General features: G+C 63.3%; 6 protein-coding genes. 5 read left to right on the forward strand and 1 reads right to left on the reverse strand.

Features of this window, described 5'->3' with window-relative positions; translation table 11 throughout:
* Positions 1-135: 135 nt before the first annotated feature.
* Complete coding sequence (locus IVA75_RS18760; RefSeq protein WP_247283273.1) at positions 136-10,185, forward strand: Ig-like domain-containing protein; 10,050 nt, start codon at positions 136-138, stop codon at positions 10,183-10,185.
* Positions 10,186-10,327: 142 nt separating this feature from the next.
* Positions 10,328-12,559 (forward strand): adenylate/guanylate cyclase domain-containing protein, encoded by a 2,232-nt coding sequence (locus IVA75_RS18765; RefSeq protein ID WP_247283275.1) that lies wholly within the window; start codon positions 10,328-10,330, stop codon positions 12,557-12,559.
* A 199-nt stretch (positions 12,560-12,758) separates the two neighbouring features.
* Here IVA75_RS18765 and IVA75_RS18770 read toward each other — a convergent pair whose 3' ends face one another.
* Complete coding sequence (locus tag IVA75_RS18770) at positions 12,759-14,354, reverse strand: ABC transporter substrate-binding protein (RefSeq protein WP_027570088.1); 1,596 nt, start codon at positions 14,352-14,354, stop codon at positions 12,759-12,761.
* 210 nt (positions 14,355-14,564) lie between these two features.
* Here IVA75_RS18770 and IVA75_RS18775 point away from each other — a divergent pair, with 210 nt between their 5' ends.
* The 3 genes from IVA75_RS18775 to IVA75_RS18785 all read left to right on the forward strand — a co-directional run bounded on the left by IVA75_RS18775 (position 14,565) and on the right by IVA75_RS18785 (position 18,275).
* Complete coding sequence (locus IVA75_RS18775; protein ID WP_247283276.1) at positions 14,565-16,223, forward strand: ABC transporter substrate-binding protein; 1,659 nt, start codon at positions 14,565-14,567, stop codon at positions 16,221-16,223.
* A 193-nt stretch (positions 16,224-16,416) separates the two neighbouring features.
* Positions 16,417-17,370: an ABC transporter permease gene (locus IVA75_RS18780; RefSeq protein WP_247283278.1), complete on the forward strand. Its 954-nt coding sequence runs from the start codon at positions 16,417-16,419 to the stop codon at positions 17,368-17,370.
* A gap of 2 nt (positions 17,371-17,372) precedes the next feature.
* The gene (locus tag IVA75_RS18785) at positions 17,373-18,275 is read left to right on the forward strand and encodes an ABC transporter permease (protein ID WP_247283280.1); all 903 of its coding nucleotides are present in this window, start codon (positions 17,373-17,375) and stop codon (positions 18,273-18,275) included.
* Positions 18,276-18,277 lie beyond the last annotated feature (2 nt).

An 18,277-nucleotide genomic window follows, 5' to 3' on the forward strand; every position in this document is an offset into this window, starting at 1 on the left:
ATAGGTGGTTTCGCTAAGGACTTGGTAATGATATGCAAGTTTAGGCGAGCGATACTTACTTAGATTTTAACTCCTTTTTTGGTGCCCGGATTGAATTACGCTGGCAAATTTGACGCCGCGATTTCCTTGGACGGCTTGGGTTCCCGATCGCCCGCCGATGGCCACGTCGATTCCTTTACCGCCAAGGCGCACGGTCACGTGCCTGATGGCGCGTTCGTCGTTCCCGACCCGAACCTGATCTTCAACGGCGATTTCAAGCGCGCCGGCCTCGACCTCGTGCTGTCCCATGATGGGCACGATTTCGTCGTTCACGATTATTTCAGGGGCGACAAGCGCGCGGCGATCGCCTCGCCCGACGGCGCGCACCTCACCGGCGACGTCATCAACGCACTCACCGGCCATGTGCAATATGCGCAGGCCGCCTCCGGAATTGCCGCCGCGCAGGTCATCGGCCACGTCACCAAGCTCTCCGGCAGCGCGACCGCGGTCCGTAACGGCGTCTCCGTCATCCTGAACAACGGCGACAACGTCGAGAAGGGCGACGTGGTCTCGACCGGTGGCGACTCGACGCTCGGCATCACGTTCATCGACGGCACGGTGTTCGGCCTGTCCTCCAATGCGCGGATGGTGCTGAACGAGATGGTCTACGACCCCAACGGGTCGAACAATTCCTCGCTGCTGAGTCTGGTCGCGGGCACCATCACTTTCGTTGCCGGCGAGACCGCCAAGCACGGCGACATGAAGGTCGACACGCCGGTCGCCACCATGGGCATCCGTGGCACGGCGGTGCTGAGCCAGATCAATTTCGTCGTTCCCGCCGGCGGCGGCGATCCGCAGCCGCAGGCGAGCTTCCAGGTGCTGGTCGAGCCGAACGGCACGACGGGCTCCTACATCCTGTTCGACAAGGTCACGCTGCTGCCGATCGCGACGGTCAACCAGGCCGGCCAGATGATCCAGATCAGCGGCGGCAACGTCTCGATCTCCAATGCGCTGATGTCGCCGGACATCCAGAAGCTGATCACAGACGTGTTCACGCTGAAGTTCACGGACAACAACAGCAACACCAAGCTGACCCAGAACTTCACCGACTCGATCACGCAGACCGGCAACATTGTCTTCATCAAGACGGATACCGGTGCCACCGCGACCGCGACCTTCACGCATCTCGCTGAGCCGACATCGCCGGGGACGGGCCATGATCCGGCGACCAGCACCCGCATTCCCGGCCCGCCCCTTGCGCGCAGCCTCGATCTCAATGGCAATGTGCAGAAGGCGTTCCCGCTGACCGAGCGCGCGGACACGACCGGCGACACAACCCATTACGATACCATCTCCGGCCTGATCACCTTCGACGACCAGAACCTGGGCGACCGGCCGACTGTGAGCATGAGCGTCGCCGACGCGCCCAACTACGTCTACAAGGACGCCGGGCTGCACGATGTCACCGGATCGCTCACCGCGCTCCAGAAGCAGGACATTGCTGCGACGCTGATCAACATCGACGTGGTCGCCAATGGCGGCAACACCAACCACGGCTCGGCGGTCTGGACCTACACGATTCCCGACCACGTCTTCGACTTTCTCGCGGCGGGTGAGACGCTGACGCTGACCTACAAGGTCCGCGTCAACAATAATTTCTCGGTCAATCCCGAAGCGTCGACCATCGACATCACCATCACGATCACCGGCACCAACGACAAGCCGGTGATCACCACCAGCGTTCCGGTCATCATCTTCGAAGGCGGCACCAGCGTGCCGGGTGGCCCGCTCACCAGCGAGGTGCCGACTTCGGGCACGCTGACCTTCAAGGATGTCGACCTCACCGACACCCACACGGTCGCGGTCAAGCTGACCAGCGCGACCCTGCCTGACGGTAGCGTTCCGCCGGGCCCGCTCGCGGCGTTCCAGAGCGCGATGTCGGTCGCGATCGCGGCGGGCGCCGACAGCAAGGGCAGCGGCACCGGCACCATCAATTGGTCGCTGGCTGACCTGCCGGTCTATCTCGCCGACTTCATCCCCAAGGGTGAAGTGCTGACGCTGGTCTACACCGTGACGCTCAAGGACGCGCAAGGCGCCACTTCGCAGCAGACCATCACCGTCACGATCACCGGCACCGACGCTCCCGCCGTGGTGTGGATCGCCACCGACCATGCCGGCGCTCCCTCCGGCGGCTTCTGGAAGGACGCGGCCAACTGGGAAACCGGCACGGTCCCCACCATCAATGACGACGTCATCGTCATCACGGATCAATTGCACGGGCTGACGCCGTCCTATCCGGTGACGATCGACGCGGCTGCCTATGCCAAGTCGATCACGATGAACGACTACGACACCACGGTCGGCCACACGGCACCGGAAGTCATCAACAAGAGTGCGTTGACGATTGCGGGCGAGGTCAGCCTCAAGGCCGATTCAAAGCTCACCAATTTCACGGCAAGCACGATCTCGGTTGGTGGCAAGGCCGAGTTCCTGGACAGTAGCGTGCTCACCAACGCCGGCTATCTAACGCTCAAGGGCGGCGGCGATTTCGCCGAGGGCACCACGATCATCAATTCCGGCACGATCGAGCTGTTCGGCGGCACGCTGACGACTTTGGCCGGAATTAACAATGCCGGTGGCACGCTGAAGGCGGATGCCGGCACGACGCTGATCGTCGACACCGCCACCATCAGCGGCGGCACGGTCACCATCGCCGGCACGCTGGAACTCGACGGCACCAGCGTCCTCAAGGACGGCACGCTGAACAATTCAGGAGCCGTCAACGTCAAGGGCACGGCGGATTTCGCCCATGAGACCGTCTCCAACACCTCCGGCGGCACGATCAGGGTGCTGGCGAATGGCTGGCTAACGATCGACCAGGGCTCGACGGTTGCGAATGCCGGCAACGTCACGGTCGATGGCAACGGCAAGCTAACGGTGAACGGCGCCACGATCAGCGGCACCGGCACGGTCACGGGCAACGGCGAGATTGATCTGACCGGCGCTGCGGTGCTGAGCGGCGGCATCCTGAACAACAATGCGGCCTTTAAGGTCAGCGGCACCGGCAACGCGCTGGACCATGAGACGGTCACGAATGCGAGCACTGGCACGATCGAAGTGCTGGCGAACGGTGCGCTGGCGGTTGACCAGAGTTCAACTGTCGCCAATACCGGCAACATCACGGTCGATGCCAACGGCAAGTTAACGGTGAACGGCGCCACGATCAGCGGCACCGGCACGGTCACCGGCAACGGCGAGATCGACCTGACCGGCGCTGCGGTGCTGAGCGGCGGCATCCTGAACAACAACGCGGTCTTCAAGGTCAGCGGCACCGGCAACGCGCTGGACCATGAGACGATCACGAATGCGAGCACTGGCACGATCGAAGTGCTGGCGAACGGCGCACTGACGATCGACCAGGGCTCGACGATTGCGAATGCCGGCAACGTCACGGTGGACGCCAACGGCAAGCTGACGATCAATGGCGCCACGATCAGCGGCGGTACGATCGACGGTCTCGGCACGATCGATGTCACTGGTGCCAGCAAGATCGACGGCGGCGCGACGCTGAGCACGGCCACAGTTAGCGCCAATGCCCAGTTAACGCTGGACGGCATCACGGTGTCGGGCTCGGCGATCACGGACAATGGCGGCATCGAGCTCGACAACACCGTCAAGCTCAAAGACGGCGCCAGCATCCAGGGTGGCGCGGTCGCCAATACCGGCCTGCTGGAGATCGCCGGCGCTGCGACGCTGCTCAACGACGTCGTGACCAATACCGGCGCGGTGACTGTTGACGGCGGCCAGACGCTGACACTGTCCGGCACGGAGATTTCGGGCGGGGCCGTCAACGGCACCGGCACGATCGATGTCATTGGCAGTAGCAAGATCGATAAATCAGCGACGCTGAGCACCACTGCCGTGACGGTTGAGAGCGGCGTCATCCTGACGCTGGATGACGTGACAGTTGCGGGCACCGCAATCGCCAATCACGGCACGGTCAAGGTCGATGCAAGCAGCAAGCTGACATTGAACGGTGCGAGCCTGACAGGTGGCGCGCTCACCGTTTCGGGCACGCTGAATTCGACCGGCACAACTGCGATTACCGACGCCAATATCTCGAACAACTATCTGATCGAGGCAACCCTGGGCGCCTTGACGCTGCTGGCGACGACCTCCGCAAGCTCGATCGCGAATGACGGCATCCTCCGGGCCAATGGCGCCGAGCTCGACATCAACGGCGAAGCCGTCGCAAACACCGGCACGTTGGCGGCGATCAATCACGGGACACTGAAGCTGATCGGGATGACGGTGACCGACACCGGCAGCGGTCATGTCTCGGTCGAGTCCGGCTCGATACTCGATCTCCAGGGCGCGACCATTGACGGCGGTACGGTGACGATTGCCGGTACGCTGGTATCGACCGGCACGAGCGCGATCAACAACGCCGACATCACCAACACCGGCACGATCACGGTCACCAGCGGCACCCTGACGATTGATCCGGCCATCCTCCACACCATCACCAATCACAATCTGATTCAGGCGAATGGCGGTGAACTCGATATTTCCGGTGACCTGATCGTCAACTCCGCCGATATCATGGCGGTCCACGGCGGCACGCTGAAGCTTGCGAGCGTCATCGTGACCAATTCCGGCGGGACGATTGCGGTCGACGGAAGTTCGAAGCTCTATCTGTCCGACGTTTCGATCAATGGCGGCAGCCTGAGCAATGCCGGCAATCTCTACAGCGTATCCGGCTCCAATACCGTTTCGGCAATGGTCACGAACACCGGCGCCATCGAAGTCCAAGCCGGCACGCTCAACCTTGCCGGGGGCCTCAGCGGTGTCGGCTCGGTGACCATCGATAACAGCGCGACGCTCGAGCTCGCGGGGGCGACGGCGCAGACCATTGCCTTTGCCGGCGGTGTCGACACGCTGCAACTCGACAAGGTGGCGGGCCAGAGCTTCACCGGCACCATTACCGGCCAGTCGACGCAAGCCGGCACGTTCACGATCAAGGGCGCGGCCGATATCACGGCATCGAGCGGCGATGCACTCGACTTCACCGCATCGGGCGGCACATCAGCAGCGCCCGCCGACATCGTTCTCACGCCCACCGGTGCACTGACGGGCGCGGCCAATGGCGTCGCAATCACCCAGAACGGTACCGGCGATATCTCGTTCACGGCGACCGGCGACATCAAGGGCCTCGCCGGCCACGGCATCTGGCTGCGCGACAGCGCGACCGGCGCTGGCGATATCACTGTCAACAATCTCACCGGCAAGGCGACGGGCACCGGCGCGAATTCGGTCGGCGTTCTCGTCGAGAATTTGAACAGCGCCAGCGCCGGCGGCATTTCGATCACCCAGCTCGGCGGCGCTGTCGGCGGCGCATACGGCGTCGACGCGACCACGCAGGGCAACGGCGACATCGCCATTGACGCCGGCGGTACCATCACCGGCAGCTCCGTCTACGGTATCCGTGCGCGCAGCTATGGCAGTGGCAGCGAGACCGTCACGACCGAGGCCGGCAGCGTCGTCACGTCGGGCAGCTCCGCCATCATCGCGGTCAATCGAGCAGATTCGATCGACGTGTCGGACGGCAGCACCATCACCGTCACGACCTACGGCACGATCAATTCCGGCAGCAGCCTGAACCAGAGCGGTAACACGCCGGCGGGCATCCAGGCCGGCTACACCGGTGCCACGACCGGATCGACCGCCAATACCAACGTCAACGGCACCGTCACCATCAGCAATCACGCCAACATCACCGCCGCGGCGGGCTATGGCATCGACGCCTACAATTACGGCAATGGCGACGTCAGGGTGACCAGCTTCGCCGGGACCACGATTTCGGTCTCCGGTACCCAAAGCGTCGGCATCAACGCCTCGGCATTGAGCGGCGGCACTGGCGACGTGACGGTTACGCTTGGCGAAAATGTTACGATCTCGGGTGCGACGAGCTACGGCATCAGGGCTTACAGTATCGATGCGGGCGACGTCAGCGTTACCATGGCGAACGGCGACAGCATCACGTCCGGCAGCACCGGCATCGTGGCGGTCAACTACGCCACTGCGATCGCTGGCGGCCTCGGCAGCACGATCTCCGTCGAGGCCCATGGCACGATCCACTCCGGCTCGACCTCGAATAACGACGGCACCACTCCCGGCGGGATCATCGCCGGCTACAAGCCCGGCGGGACCGGCACGTTCTCGAATGCGGTCAAGGGCGACGTCACCGTCACGAGCGATGCAACGATTATCGCCGATGCGGGCTACGGCATTGAGGCGTTTACCTGGGGTGCCGGCAACCTCACGGTCACGACCGGCGCGACCTCCTCGATTACGGCCGCCGGTACCGCGATCGGCGCCTTCGATCACGGTGGCGGCGCCGTCAGCGTCACCAATAATGGCTCCGCCATCGGTGCGGTCGGCGTGTCTGCCATCGCCAACGGCAGCGGCGACGTCACCATCGTCAATCACGGCGGTATCACCAGCACGAGCCTCGCCGGCATCAGTGTGACGCAGAACGAAATGGGCGCGACCGGCTCGACCCATATCACCAATACCGGATCGATCGTGGCCCCGAGCGCCCATGCGGCGATCTTCATCCAGGAGAACACGACCGGCATCGCGCAGATCGACAATTCCGCCACCGGAACGATCGGACCAGCCGTCGCCTCGACTGTGACCGCCGCGACCTACGCCATCGTCGAGACCGGCGGCGCCATCACGATCAACAATGCCGGCCACATCAACGGCAATATCTCGGTTGCTACCGCGACGTTCAACAACGAGCTGGGCGGCACCTGGACGCTCGCCGGCACGGGCGTCTTCGGCAATGCGTCGTCGATCGTCAACCACGGGGACATCGATCTGCATGGCGCCTCGATTTCCGGGACCGGGCTGAGCATCGCGAATTACGCGACCATCGATAGCTGGGGCACGGCGTCGATCACGGGCACCATCGCGAATGCCGGCAGCATCGAGGTCCATCAGGGGACGCTGACGCTGTTCGGCTCGCTGTCAGGTACCGGCTCGGTTACCGTCGATGCCGGCGCTTGGCTGAAGCTCGAGGGCACGGTGACGGCCACGCAAACGGTCACGCTCGACGGCGACGGCGCCCATCTTCGGATCGATGCGTCGACCTTCGGCGGATCGATCGCGGCGTTGTCCGCGCACGATACGATCGATCTGTCGAGTATTGTTTATGATGACGGCACGTCGGCGACCTATAACGCCGCGGCCGGCGAGCTCGTGGTGAGCGACGCCCACAACCATACGATTACGCTGAAACTCGCCGCCGGCGTCGACTATAGCAATTATCATTTCGCCGGCAGCGACGACGGCCATGGCGGCACGCTGATCACGATCAATTCGGACGACGACAAGCCGGTGTTCGATACGGCAACGGCAACGTTGACCGCGACCGTCCCCGAACGCGAGAACACCACCGGCTCTTCGGCACTCGACCCGACACCCACTGCCGCGACCGGCTCGATCGATTTCAAGGACGTCGATCTCACCGATCGGCCGACGGCGGAGATCACAGGTCAATCCGTGACCTGGCTCGATACCGACGGCACGACTCCGTTGACGCTGACGGGCCAGGAAGCCGCGCTCGAACACGCCCTGACCCTTCTGCCGCAGACCGGCAAGAATAACGGCACGGCCACCTGGAGCTATTCGATCGCCGACGGCGCGCTGGATTTCCTCGGCGAGAACCAGAGCGCCAAGGTAGTCTCCACCGTCACCCTTGATGACCACCAGGGCAAGACCGGCACAACCGACGTCACGATCACGATCACCGGCAAGAACGATGCGCCTGCGATCACGACGGAAACGAACGACCATTCCGGCGCGGACCTGCTCGAGACGAATACGCAACTGGTGAAGCATGGTACGCTGACGGTTTCCGATCTCGACACCACCGATCACGTCACGGTCGCGGTCGATCATCTCGATATCTATTTGGACGATGTGCTCCAGACCGGCTATGTCGGCGAGCCCTCGAGCGCGACGCTGCTCAACTATCTCGCCGTGCAGCCCGGGGACATTCTCGATGGCGCCGCCACCCACACCACGTTTACGTGGGACTTCAATTCAGGCAGCGAGACCTTCGACTTTCTTGCCGCCGGCCACACGCTGTCGCTGCAGTACACGATCACGCCCGACGACAGCCACACGCCAACCGGCATCGGCAACGGCGTCCTCACTTTCAACATCGCCGGCAGCAACGATGCACCGACTCTGGGTGACGCGACGCTGGCCTCGGTCAGTGGAGATAACAGAGATCCGGCTGGCTCCGCAGTCGGCGATCTCTTCGCCGGCAAGTTCCACGACGCCGACGACGGCGCGAGCTTCCAGGCGGTCGCGGTTAGCGCAGACAACGCCAATTCGGATCAGGGAGTCTGGCAGTACGAAATCGCCGGCTCCGACCAGTGGGTCGACATTGCCGGCGTCAGCGACACGAATGCGCTCGTGCTGAGCACCGATACGCTGGTCCGCTTTGTCCCGGCCACCGGCTTCAGCGGCACGCCCGGCTCGCTCGACGTCCATGCGCTCGACGACACCTACACCGGTGGGATCAGCGCCGGCTCCCCGGTCTCGATCGATATCACGAGCGTCGGCATCGGCCATGGCGGCACCACGCCGGTGTCGGACCAGGCCGCTTCGGTCAGCATCGATGTTACGGTTCCGCCGGATGTGCTGGTTGCGAACGGCGACACGCTGGACAACGCGACGCCGCCTTCGGCCGATGCAGGCTGGATGCTCGACACCGACAACGGTCACTACTACCGGCTCGTGACCACCGAGCTGAGTTGGGGCGGCGCGAAGACGCAGGCTGAATCCGACGGAGCCTATCTGGCTACCATCACCAGCCAGGGCGAGCAGGATATCGTCCAGGGGCTTTCCCTGGGCTACCGCGCCTGGATTGGCGGCGGAAGCACTGACGATACCGACGGTACCGGCGCCCATTTCTCCTGGCTGACCGGTCCCGAGTCGGGCTCGGCATTCGGCTACACGCATTGGCGTCTCGATAGCAGCGAGCCGAACGGCGGTTTTGGGTCGAGCACGCAGTACGTCCATATTGAAGGCGTCGACGATGCCGCGAACGGTGGCTGGAATGATGCACCAGGCGACGCGGGCGGCCGGTACGTCATAGAGGAATGGGGTGGCCAAGGCGGTCAGGTCGCATTCAAGGAGAATGTTGGGACCACGCTGACCACGGCGCAACTGTTGGCCAACGATACCGATTCCGCGGGCAATCCCATCACCGTCACTTCGGTCGGCGACCTCTCCGGTCAAAGCGTCCATGGCGGCACGGTCACGCTCAATGGCAACGTCATCACCTATACGCCGGCCACGGACTATTTCGGCGCAGACAGCTTCACCTATACGATCGCTGCCGGCGCCAAGACTTCGACCGCGACGGTGTCCTTCAACGTCGGCCACGACGGCGGCCCGGTCATCAACACCGAGAGCTTCCAGGTCTGGCACAACAACGAAGACAATACCGATACCATCACCGGTCTCTCGGTCGTCGATACCGATTCTGGCGCCGCGGCCGATGATTTCAGGATCACGGCTGTAACCGGGCATGATCCGCACAGCAGCGTTGATCCGGGGACGGCTTGCGGCAACCTCGACGATATCAACTCGGCCCTCGCCGATGGCGTCACCTACATTCCAGGAGCCACCCCGCCCGAAACCGACCAGATCACGCTGACGGTGACGGACAAGACCACGGGCCTGTTCGACACCGTCAACTTCATCTTCAACGAGGCTGGCGACACCAGCCATGGCATCACGCTGCAGGGCACCAGCGGCAAGGACGTCATCTTCGCGACTGACACCAACGACACGCTGACCGGCGGCGACGCCAAGGATCAGTTCGTGTTCGCGCCGGGTGCGATCGGGTATGACGATAACGGGCATCCCGTCACTGATTTCTCGCACAGCATCACCGATTTTACCGAGGGTCTCGACAAGATCGACCTGCGGCAGTTCTCGGATATCAGCTCCATCGGCAGTCTCACGATTGCCCAGCAGCAGGGCACCGACGACACGCTGGTCACCTGGCAGCAGCAGGTAAACGCTCTGGAGGGGGCGCCGGTCACCGAGCACGAGTCGCTGCTGCTGACGAACGTGATTGCCGCCAACCTCAAGGGCAGCGATTTCATCTTCCATATCACCTAATCTCGGCCGGGGCTCGCCTGCGGCACGCGCCTTGACCGCGGCAAAAATCCATAATCCTCCACCGCCAGGGAATGGCCAATCGCGTTCCGGCGCTGCATGATCAGTGCGCATGGCGTGATGCAAGGCAGGAAGTCCTATTGAAATGAAACGTCTCAAGATCCTGCGGCGGTGGTTTGCGCGGAAGTTGGGATTTGCGCGGCTGATGTGCCTTGCGCTGCTCGTCGTGTTTGCCGGCGCTCGCCTCTGGGATCCGCCGCCGATCCAGGAACTGCGGCTGCGCACCTTCGACATGTTTCAGTTGATCGATCCGCGTCACAAGACGGTGCGGCCGGTCACCATCGTCGACATCGACGACAAGAGCCTCGCCAAGCTCGGCCAGTGGCCGTGGCCGCGGACGCGAATCGCCGACCTGATCCAGAACCTCACCAGTCACGGCGCGGTCGCAATCGGCTTCGACGTCGTATTCTCGGAAGCCGATCGGCTCAATCCGGATCTGGTCGCCAGCCAAATGCGGTATCTGGACGACGCCACCCGCGCCAAGCTGCGCGAGCTGCCGAGCAACGACCAGATCCTCGCCGAAGCGGTCAAGCGCTCGCGCGTGATCCTGGGCGAGACCGGGCAGCGGGCGATTTCGTCCGAGGTCGACAAGACGCTGCCCTTTACCGGCGTCGCAACGGTCGGCGAGGAGGGCGCCGAGCGCTTCCTGTTCGAATTTCCCGGGCTGTTGCGCAACGTGCCCGAGATCGAGAAGGTCGCGGCCGGCCGCGGCCTGTTCTCGATCAAGACCGAGCGCGACGGCCTGATCCGACGCGTGCCGATGATCATGCGCGCCCAGGGCATGGTCATGCCCTCGCTCAGCCTCGAGATTTTGCGCGTCGTCACGGGCACGCCGACGCTGCTGGTTCGGACCGACAAGACCGGCGTGCGGGCCGTGCGTCTCAAGGGCGTGGAGATCCCAACCGACAGGAACGGTCAGCTGTGGGTGCATTATGCGCGCCAGGATCCCTCGATCTACGTCTCGGCTGCCGACGTGCTCGACAATACCGTGCCGCCGAACAAGATCGCCGGCAAGCTGGTGCTGATCGGCACCTCCGCGGTTGGGCTCAATGACATCAAGACCACGCCGGTGTCCTCGACCATGCCGGGCGTCGAGATCCATGCGCAGGTGCTGGAGAGCGTGCTGAGCGGCGCGGTAATATCCCAGCCGAACTACGCGCTCGGCGTCGAGCTGCTCGCCGCGCTCATCATCGGCTTGCTCGTCATCATCTTCACGCCGAACCTCGGACCGGTCCGCCTCGTGCTTGCCGGCGCGACCTTCGCCGCGATCCTGATCGGAGTGTCCTGGTTCTTTTACGTGCAATACCGCTATCTGATCGATTTCACCTATCCGCTGCTCTCGACCACGGCGATCTATCTGACGCTGATCTTTGCCAGCTTCGTGCGCGAGCAGCGGCAGCGCGTGCAGATTCGCGGCATGTTCGCGCAATACATGTCGCCGGTGCTGGTCGAGCAACTCGCGCAGTCACCGGAAAAGCTCGTCCTCGGCGGCGAGGAGCGCGAAATGACGATCATGTTCTCCGACGTGCGCGGCTTCACCACCATCTCGGAAACCTACAAGCACGATCCGCAGGGCCTGATCGCGCTGATGAACCGCTTCCTGACTCCGCTGACCGACGTGATCATCGATCAGAAGGGCTATATCGACAAATATATGGGCGACGCCATCATGGCGTTCTGGAACGCGCCGCTCGACGATGCCGAGCACGAGGTCAACGCCTGCGAGGCCGCGATCCAGATGCTGGAGAAGATCGACGCGGTGAACAAGGACCGCGAGCAGGAAGCCGTCGATGGCGGCCACGTCTACATCCCGCTCAACGTCGGTATCGGTCTCAACACCGGCATCGGCGTGGTCGGCAACATGGGCTCCGACCTGAAGAAGAACTATTCGGTGCTCGGCGACAGCGTCAACCTGGCCTCGCGCCTGGAAGGCCAGTCGAAAGAATACGGCTTTCCGATCATCGTTGGCTCCCGCACCGCGCTCGCCGCCAAGGACAAGTTCGCGATTCTCGAGCTCGACTTCATCATGGTCAAGGGCAAGACCGAGCCGGAAGTGATCTACGCCATCGCCGGCCGCGCGGACGTGATGCATTCGGGCGCCTTCCAGCGCCTGCGCAACGTCACCATCGAAATGCTCGCCTGCTATCGCAGCCGCGACTGGCAGGGCGCGCTGGACGCGATCGAGCGCGGCCGCAGGAGCGAGGATGCCGACACTCTGGAAAAGCTGTTCAAGCTCTACGAAGTGCGCATCAAGGAATTCCAGGTCAACCCACCGCCGGAGGGTTGGACCGGGGCCTATGCGCTGCTGACGAAGTAGGGGGCAGATGTGTGGTTTGAAGCTAACCACACACTCGCTGTCGTCCTGGCGAACGCCAGGACCCATTGCCCCAGGGAGAAGTTGTTACGGCGAGCGGCCAACCACCAATCTTCGCCAAACGAATTCGGTGGTTATGGGTACTGGCTTTCGCCAGGACGACGGTGTGTTTGCGGAAGCTGAGTGCCGCCGGCCTTGAGCCTCACTCCGCCCCGATCGTCGTGAGGTCCTGGAACCAGTGCTGCGCCTGCACGAACTGCTTGACCTTGGGCGACAGCGCATGCGGGTTGGTGTCGTGCACCACCCACACCAGCGTGGCATCGTCGACGATCAGCGCGTGCGCCTGCGCCAGCAGCTCGTCCTGCTTGGTGCTGTCGAAGGTCTGCTTGGCCTCGTCGATCAGCGCGTCGACCTTCGGATTCTTGTAGCCACCCCAGTTGACGCCGACCGGCGCGATCTGGCTCGAATGAAAGAAGCGGACGATGGCGTAGAGCGGGTCCGAGGTGACATAGGCGATGTTGTTGGCGGTGATGCCGGCGTTCATCTCGTCGGCCGCGCCCTTGCGCCAGTGCGTATATAGTGTCTCGAGCTCGACCACCTTGAAATCGATGTCGATGCCGATCTCCTTGAAGCTCTGCTGCAAAAATTCGTTCATTGGCAGCGACAGCATCTGGCCGGTGCCGCCCTGTGCGATGATGAAGGTCGCCTTCAGCGGCTTCGCCTTGGAGTAGCCGGCTTCCTCGACCAGCTTCTTCGCCGCGGCGACATCGTATTTCAGCTCGAAGCTCGGCTTGCCGAACCAGGGGCTCGACGGATCGACCTGTCCCTTGGCGGGTTTCGCAAGCCCATTCATCAGGCCCACCACGGCTTCACGATCGATCGCGAGGTTCAGCGCCTTGCGCAGGCGGATGTCGGTCCACGGCGAACCCGGCAGCACGCTCAGATGATAATTCCAGACATGCGGCGTGACGTTGTCGACGAGCTTCATGCCGGCGGCCTTGAGCTGCGGCACGGCATCCGGCGCCGGCGTCTCGATCAGATCGACTTGTCCGGCGAGCAGCGCATTGGTGCGCGTCAGCGCTTCCGGCATCGGCACCAGCACGAGCTTGTCGACCTTGGGAATGCGCTTCTTGTTCCAATAATCGGGATTCTTGGTCAGCTCGGCGAGCTCGCGCGGCACCAGTTTGGTCAATTTGAACGGGCCCGTCCCCGAAGGCTGGCTCGCGAACTTGTCCCAATCCTTGCCGAGCTTTTCGTATTGCGTCGGGCTCGACACCAGGAACCACAGCATCTGATAGGGAAAGAAGGAATCGACCGTCTTGGTGGTGATCTCCACGGTGGAGTCGTCGATCTTGGCGTAGCTCGCGACCGAAGGCAGGCGGGTCTTGACCTGCGCGCTCTGACGCTTGTCGAATTGTGGCGCCTTGTCGTTGAGCACCTTGTCCAGATTCCAGATCACGGCATCGGCGTCGAACTCGCTGCCGTCGTGAAACTTCACGCCCTTGCGCAAGGTGAAGCGCCATTTGGTCTTGTTCTCGTCATCGACTTTCCACTCGGTGGCCAGTCCCGGCACCAGCTTTCCCGGGCGGTCGGCGACGTCCATCTCCCACGCCACGAGCGGATCGTAGATGGTGTAGGCCGTGAACTGATAGGCGCCGGCGCCGCGATCGGGCTGGCCGGTCGTCAGCGGGATGTCCGCCATCGAGATGCCGTAGCGCAGCACCGTCTCGGCGCCCGCGGGAATCGCGGACAACGCCAGTGCAAGCACGGCGAAACAGGTCGATAGTCGGATACGCATGGGCCAAAGCTCCAGGGAAGGCTTCAAGGACAATCGGAGCCAAACCTGCAATCTTGATGCCAGAATAGGCAGCAAGGTGCTTTCACCGAGGCGTCATCACAAGGACTTGTCGTCGCAGGGGCAATTTGCAGAATAAGTTTCCCCATTGGCATAGGCATTGCATACGATTGCATCAAAATTAGTCATCGAAGCCGGAAAAGGATTGAGTCAATGCTTATCAATAAGAACAAGACCCGCGCGGCGCTGATCGCGTTGCTGGCGCTCAGTAGCGCGGCTGCGTGGCCGCGCTCCGCAAGTGCCGAAACCGTGTTGCGCATCGCCATGACGGCTGCCGATATTCCGCGCACGCTGGGCCAGCCCGATCAGGGTTTTGAAGGCAACCGCTTCACCGGCCTCACCATGTATGACGCGCTCACCGGCTGGGACCTGTCCTCGGCCGACAAGGCGAGCGTGGTGATCCCCGGCCTTGCCACCGAGTGGAAGGTCGACGATGCCGACAAGACCAAATGGACTTTCAAGCTGCGGCCGGGCGTCACCTTCCATGACGGCTCGCCGTTCAATGCGGACGCCGTGGTTTGGAATGTCGAGAAGGTGCTGAAGCAGGACGCGCCGCAATTCGACGCCAGCCAGGTCGGCGTCACGGCCTCGCGCATGCCGACGCTGGCATCCGCGAAGAAGGTCGACGACATGACGGTCGAGCTCACCACCAAGGAGCCCGACAGCTTTTTGCCGATCAACCTCACCAACCTCTTCATGGCGAGCCCGGCGAAGTGGCAGCATTTCTACGACAAGGCGGAGGGCGCCGACGCCAAGGCCAAGTCGCAGGCGGCTTGGACCGCGTTCGCCAAGGACACCGCGGGCACCGGCCCGTGGAAGATGGCCGCGTTCACGCCGCGCGAGCGGCTGGAGCTGGTCAAGAATGCGGGCTACTGGAACAAGGACCGCGTGCCGAAAGTCGACAAGATGGTGCTGTTGCCGATGCCGGAAGCGAATGCGCGCACTGCGGCGCTGCTTTCCGGGCAGGTCGATTGGGTCGAGGCGCCGGCGCCGGATGCGTTGCCTGAATTGAAGCAGCGCGGCTTCAAGCTCTACGCGAACGAGCAGCCGCACGTCTGGCCGTGGCAGTTCTCGCGCGTGGAGGGCTCGCCCTGGAACGATATCCGCGTGCGCAAGGCCGCGAACCTCTGCGTCGATCGCGAAGGCCTCAAGGACGGCCTGCTCGCGGGGTTGATGGTGCCCGCGACCGGCACCTTCGAGGCCGGCCATCCCTGGCGCGGCAAGCCGACCTTCGAGATCAAGTACGACAAGGTGGCTGCGCAGAAGCTGATGCAGGAGGCAGGCTTCGGCCCGAACAAGAAGCTGACGGTGAAGACCCAGACCTCGGCGTCCGGCTCGGGCCAGATGCAGCCGCTGCCGATGAACGAATATCTGCAGCAGGCGCTGGCCGAATGCTATTTTGACGTGCAGCTCGACGTCATCGAATGGAATACGCTGTTCACCAATTGGCGCCGCGGCGCCAAGGATCCGAGCGCCAACGGCTCGAACGCAACCAACGTCACCTACGCGGCGATGGATCCGTTTTTCGCGCTGGTGCGCTTCCTGCAATCGGGCATGGCTCCGCCAGTCTCGAACAATTGGGGTTTCATCAACAATCCCAAATTCGACGAGCTGGTGAAGAAGGCGCGGCAGACCTTCGATCCCGCCGCGCGTGACGCCGCGCTCGCCGAACTGCACGCGGCCTCCGTCGACGACGCAGCTTTCCTCTACGTCGCCCACGACGTTGGCCCGCGCGCCATCAGCCCGAAGGTGACAGGCGTCGTGCAGCCGAAGAGCTGGTTCATCGACTTCTCGCTGGTGTCGTTGCAGTAATTCTCTCGGCTTGCTCAGTGCACCCTCTCCCCTTGCGGGAGAGGGTGGCTTCGCGAAGCGAAGCCGGGTGAGGGGTCTCTCTCCGCGAGAGACGCTCTCTTATTCGTTAACACTGCATCCGGGGATACAACCCCTCATCCGGCGCTTCGCGCCACCTTCTCCCACAAGGGGAGAAGGGAAGAAAAGAAACAACGTGCTCGCCTATATCGCCAGACGCATCGTCTACGTCGTCCCGATCGTCATCAGCGTCGCGCTGGTGTGTTTTCTGCTCGTGCACATCACGCCGGGCGATCCGCTCGTCGCCGTGCTGCCGGCCGACGCTTCGCAGGAGCTCGCCGCGCAGCTCCGCACCGCCTATGGTTTCGACCGCCCGCTGCCGGTGCAGTTCGGGCTTTGGCTGCTCCGCGCGCTTCATGGCGATCTCGGCAATTCCATCGCCACGGGCCGCCCGGTGCTCGCCGAGGTCATGCGCGCGGTCAGCAACACCGTCACGCTGGCGATCGCGGCGGCGATCATCGGCTTCACGATGGGCGTCCTGCTCGGCCTGATCGCCGGCTATTTCCGCGAGACCTGGATCGACAAGCTGGCGACGTCGTTTGCCATCGCTGGCGTTTCGGTGCCGCATTATTGGCTCGGCATGGTGCTCGTCATCATCTTCTCGGTCCAGCTGAACTGGCTGCCCGCCGTCGGCGCCGGACCCGGCGGCTCGGCCGCCTGGGCCTGGGACTGGGCGCATTTGCAATATCTCGTGCTGCCGGCGATCACGACCTCGGTGATCCCGATGGGCATCGTCACCCGCACGGTGCGCGCGCTGACCGGCGACATCCTCAGCCAGGACTTCGTCGAGGCGCTGCGTGCAAAAGGCCTGCATGAGCGCGGCGTGTTCCGCCACGTCATCAAGAACGCCGCGCCCACCGCGCTCGCGGTGATGGGACTTCAGCTCGGTTACATGCTCGGCGGCTCGATCCTGATCGAGACCGTGTTCTCCTGGCCGGGCTCGGGCTTCCTGCTCAATTCGGCGATCTTCCAGCGCGACCTGCCGCTGCTCCAGGGCACGATCCTGATCCTGGCGCTGTTCTTCGTCTTTCTCAATCTGATGGTCGATATCGCGCAAGCCGCGATCGACCCGCGCATCAAGCGGGGCTAGCGATGAGCGAGCTTCCGTTGTCAGTCACAAGCGACGCCGCGCTTCAGTCCGCGCCCGCGACCAAGGCGGGCGGCTATTGGGCGACCGTCGGCCGTCGTATCCGGCGCGACAAGGTCAGCATGGTCTGTGCGCTGGTGCTGCTGCTGATCTTCCTGTCCGCGATCGTTGCGCCGTGGCTCGGTCTGGAAGATCCGTACAAGGGCTCCATGATCCGCCGCCTGCGCCACATCGGCACATCAGGCTACCCGCTCGGCACCGACGAGCTCGGCCGCGACATGCTGGCGCGCCTGATCTATGGCGGCCGGCTGTCGCTTCTCATCGGCATTTTGCCTGTGATCCTCGCCTTCTGCATCGGCACCTCGCTCGGCCTCGTTGCCGGCTATGTCGGCGGCAAGCTCAACACCGCGATCATGCGCACGATCGACGTTTTCTATGCGTTTCCGTCCGTGCTGCTGGCGATCGCGATCTCGGGCGCGCTGGGCGCGGGCATCCTCAATTCCATCGTGTCGTTGACCGTCGTGTTCGTGCCGCAGATCACCCGCGTCGCCGAAAGCGTCACCACCGGCGTGCGCAACATGGACTTCGTCGATGCCGCGCGCGCCTCCGGCGCGGGACCGTTCACCATCATGCGCGTTCATATCCTCGGCAATGTGCTCGGTTCGATCTTCGTCTACGCGACCAGCCTGATCTCGGTCTCGATGATCCTTGCGGCGGGCCTGTCCTTCCTTGGCCTCGGCACCAAACCACCGGAGCCGGAATGGGGCCTGATGTTGAATACCTTACGGACCGCGATCTATGTCAACCCCTGGGTCGCCGCACTCCCCGGTGCGATGATCTTCGCGGTCTCGATCTGCTTCAACCTGCTCTCGGACGGCCTGCGCAGCGCCATGGACATCAGGAACTAGCC

It is taken from the genome of Bradyrhizobium sp. 134 (genome assembly GCF_023074155.1).
Classification (GTDB): domain Bacteria; phylum Pseudomonadota; class Alphaproteobacteria; order Rhizobiales; family Xanthobacteraceae; genus Bradyrhizobium.

What these genes read in the sequence shown, in the direction of transcription:
- IVA75_RS18765 (WP_247283275.1), top strand. Translation starts at nt 10,328, where the DNA reads ATGAAACGTCTCAAGATCCTGCGGCGGTGGTTTGCGCGGAAGTTGGGA.
- IVA75_RS18770 (WP_027570088.1), bottom strand. Translation starts at nt 14,354, where the DNA reads ATGCGTATCCGACTATCGACCTGTTTCGCCGTGCTTGCACTGGCGTTG.
- IVA75_RS18775 (WP_247283276.1), top strand. Translation starts at nt 14,565, where the DNA reads ATGCTTATCAATAAGAACAAGACCCGCGCGGCGCTGATCGCGTTGCTG.
- IVA75_RS18785 (WP_247283280.1), top strand. Translation starts at nt 17,373, where the DNA reads ATGAGCGAGCTTCCGTTGTCAGTCACAAGCGACGCCGCGCTTCAGTCC.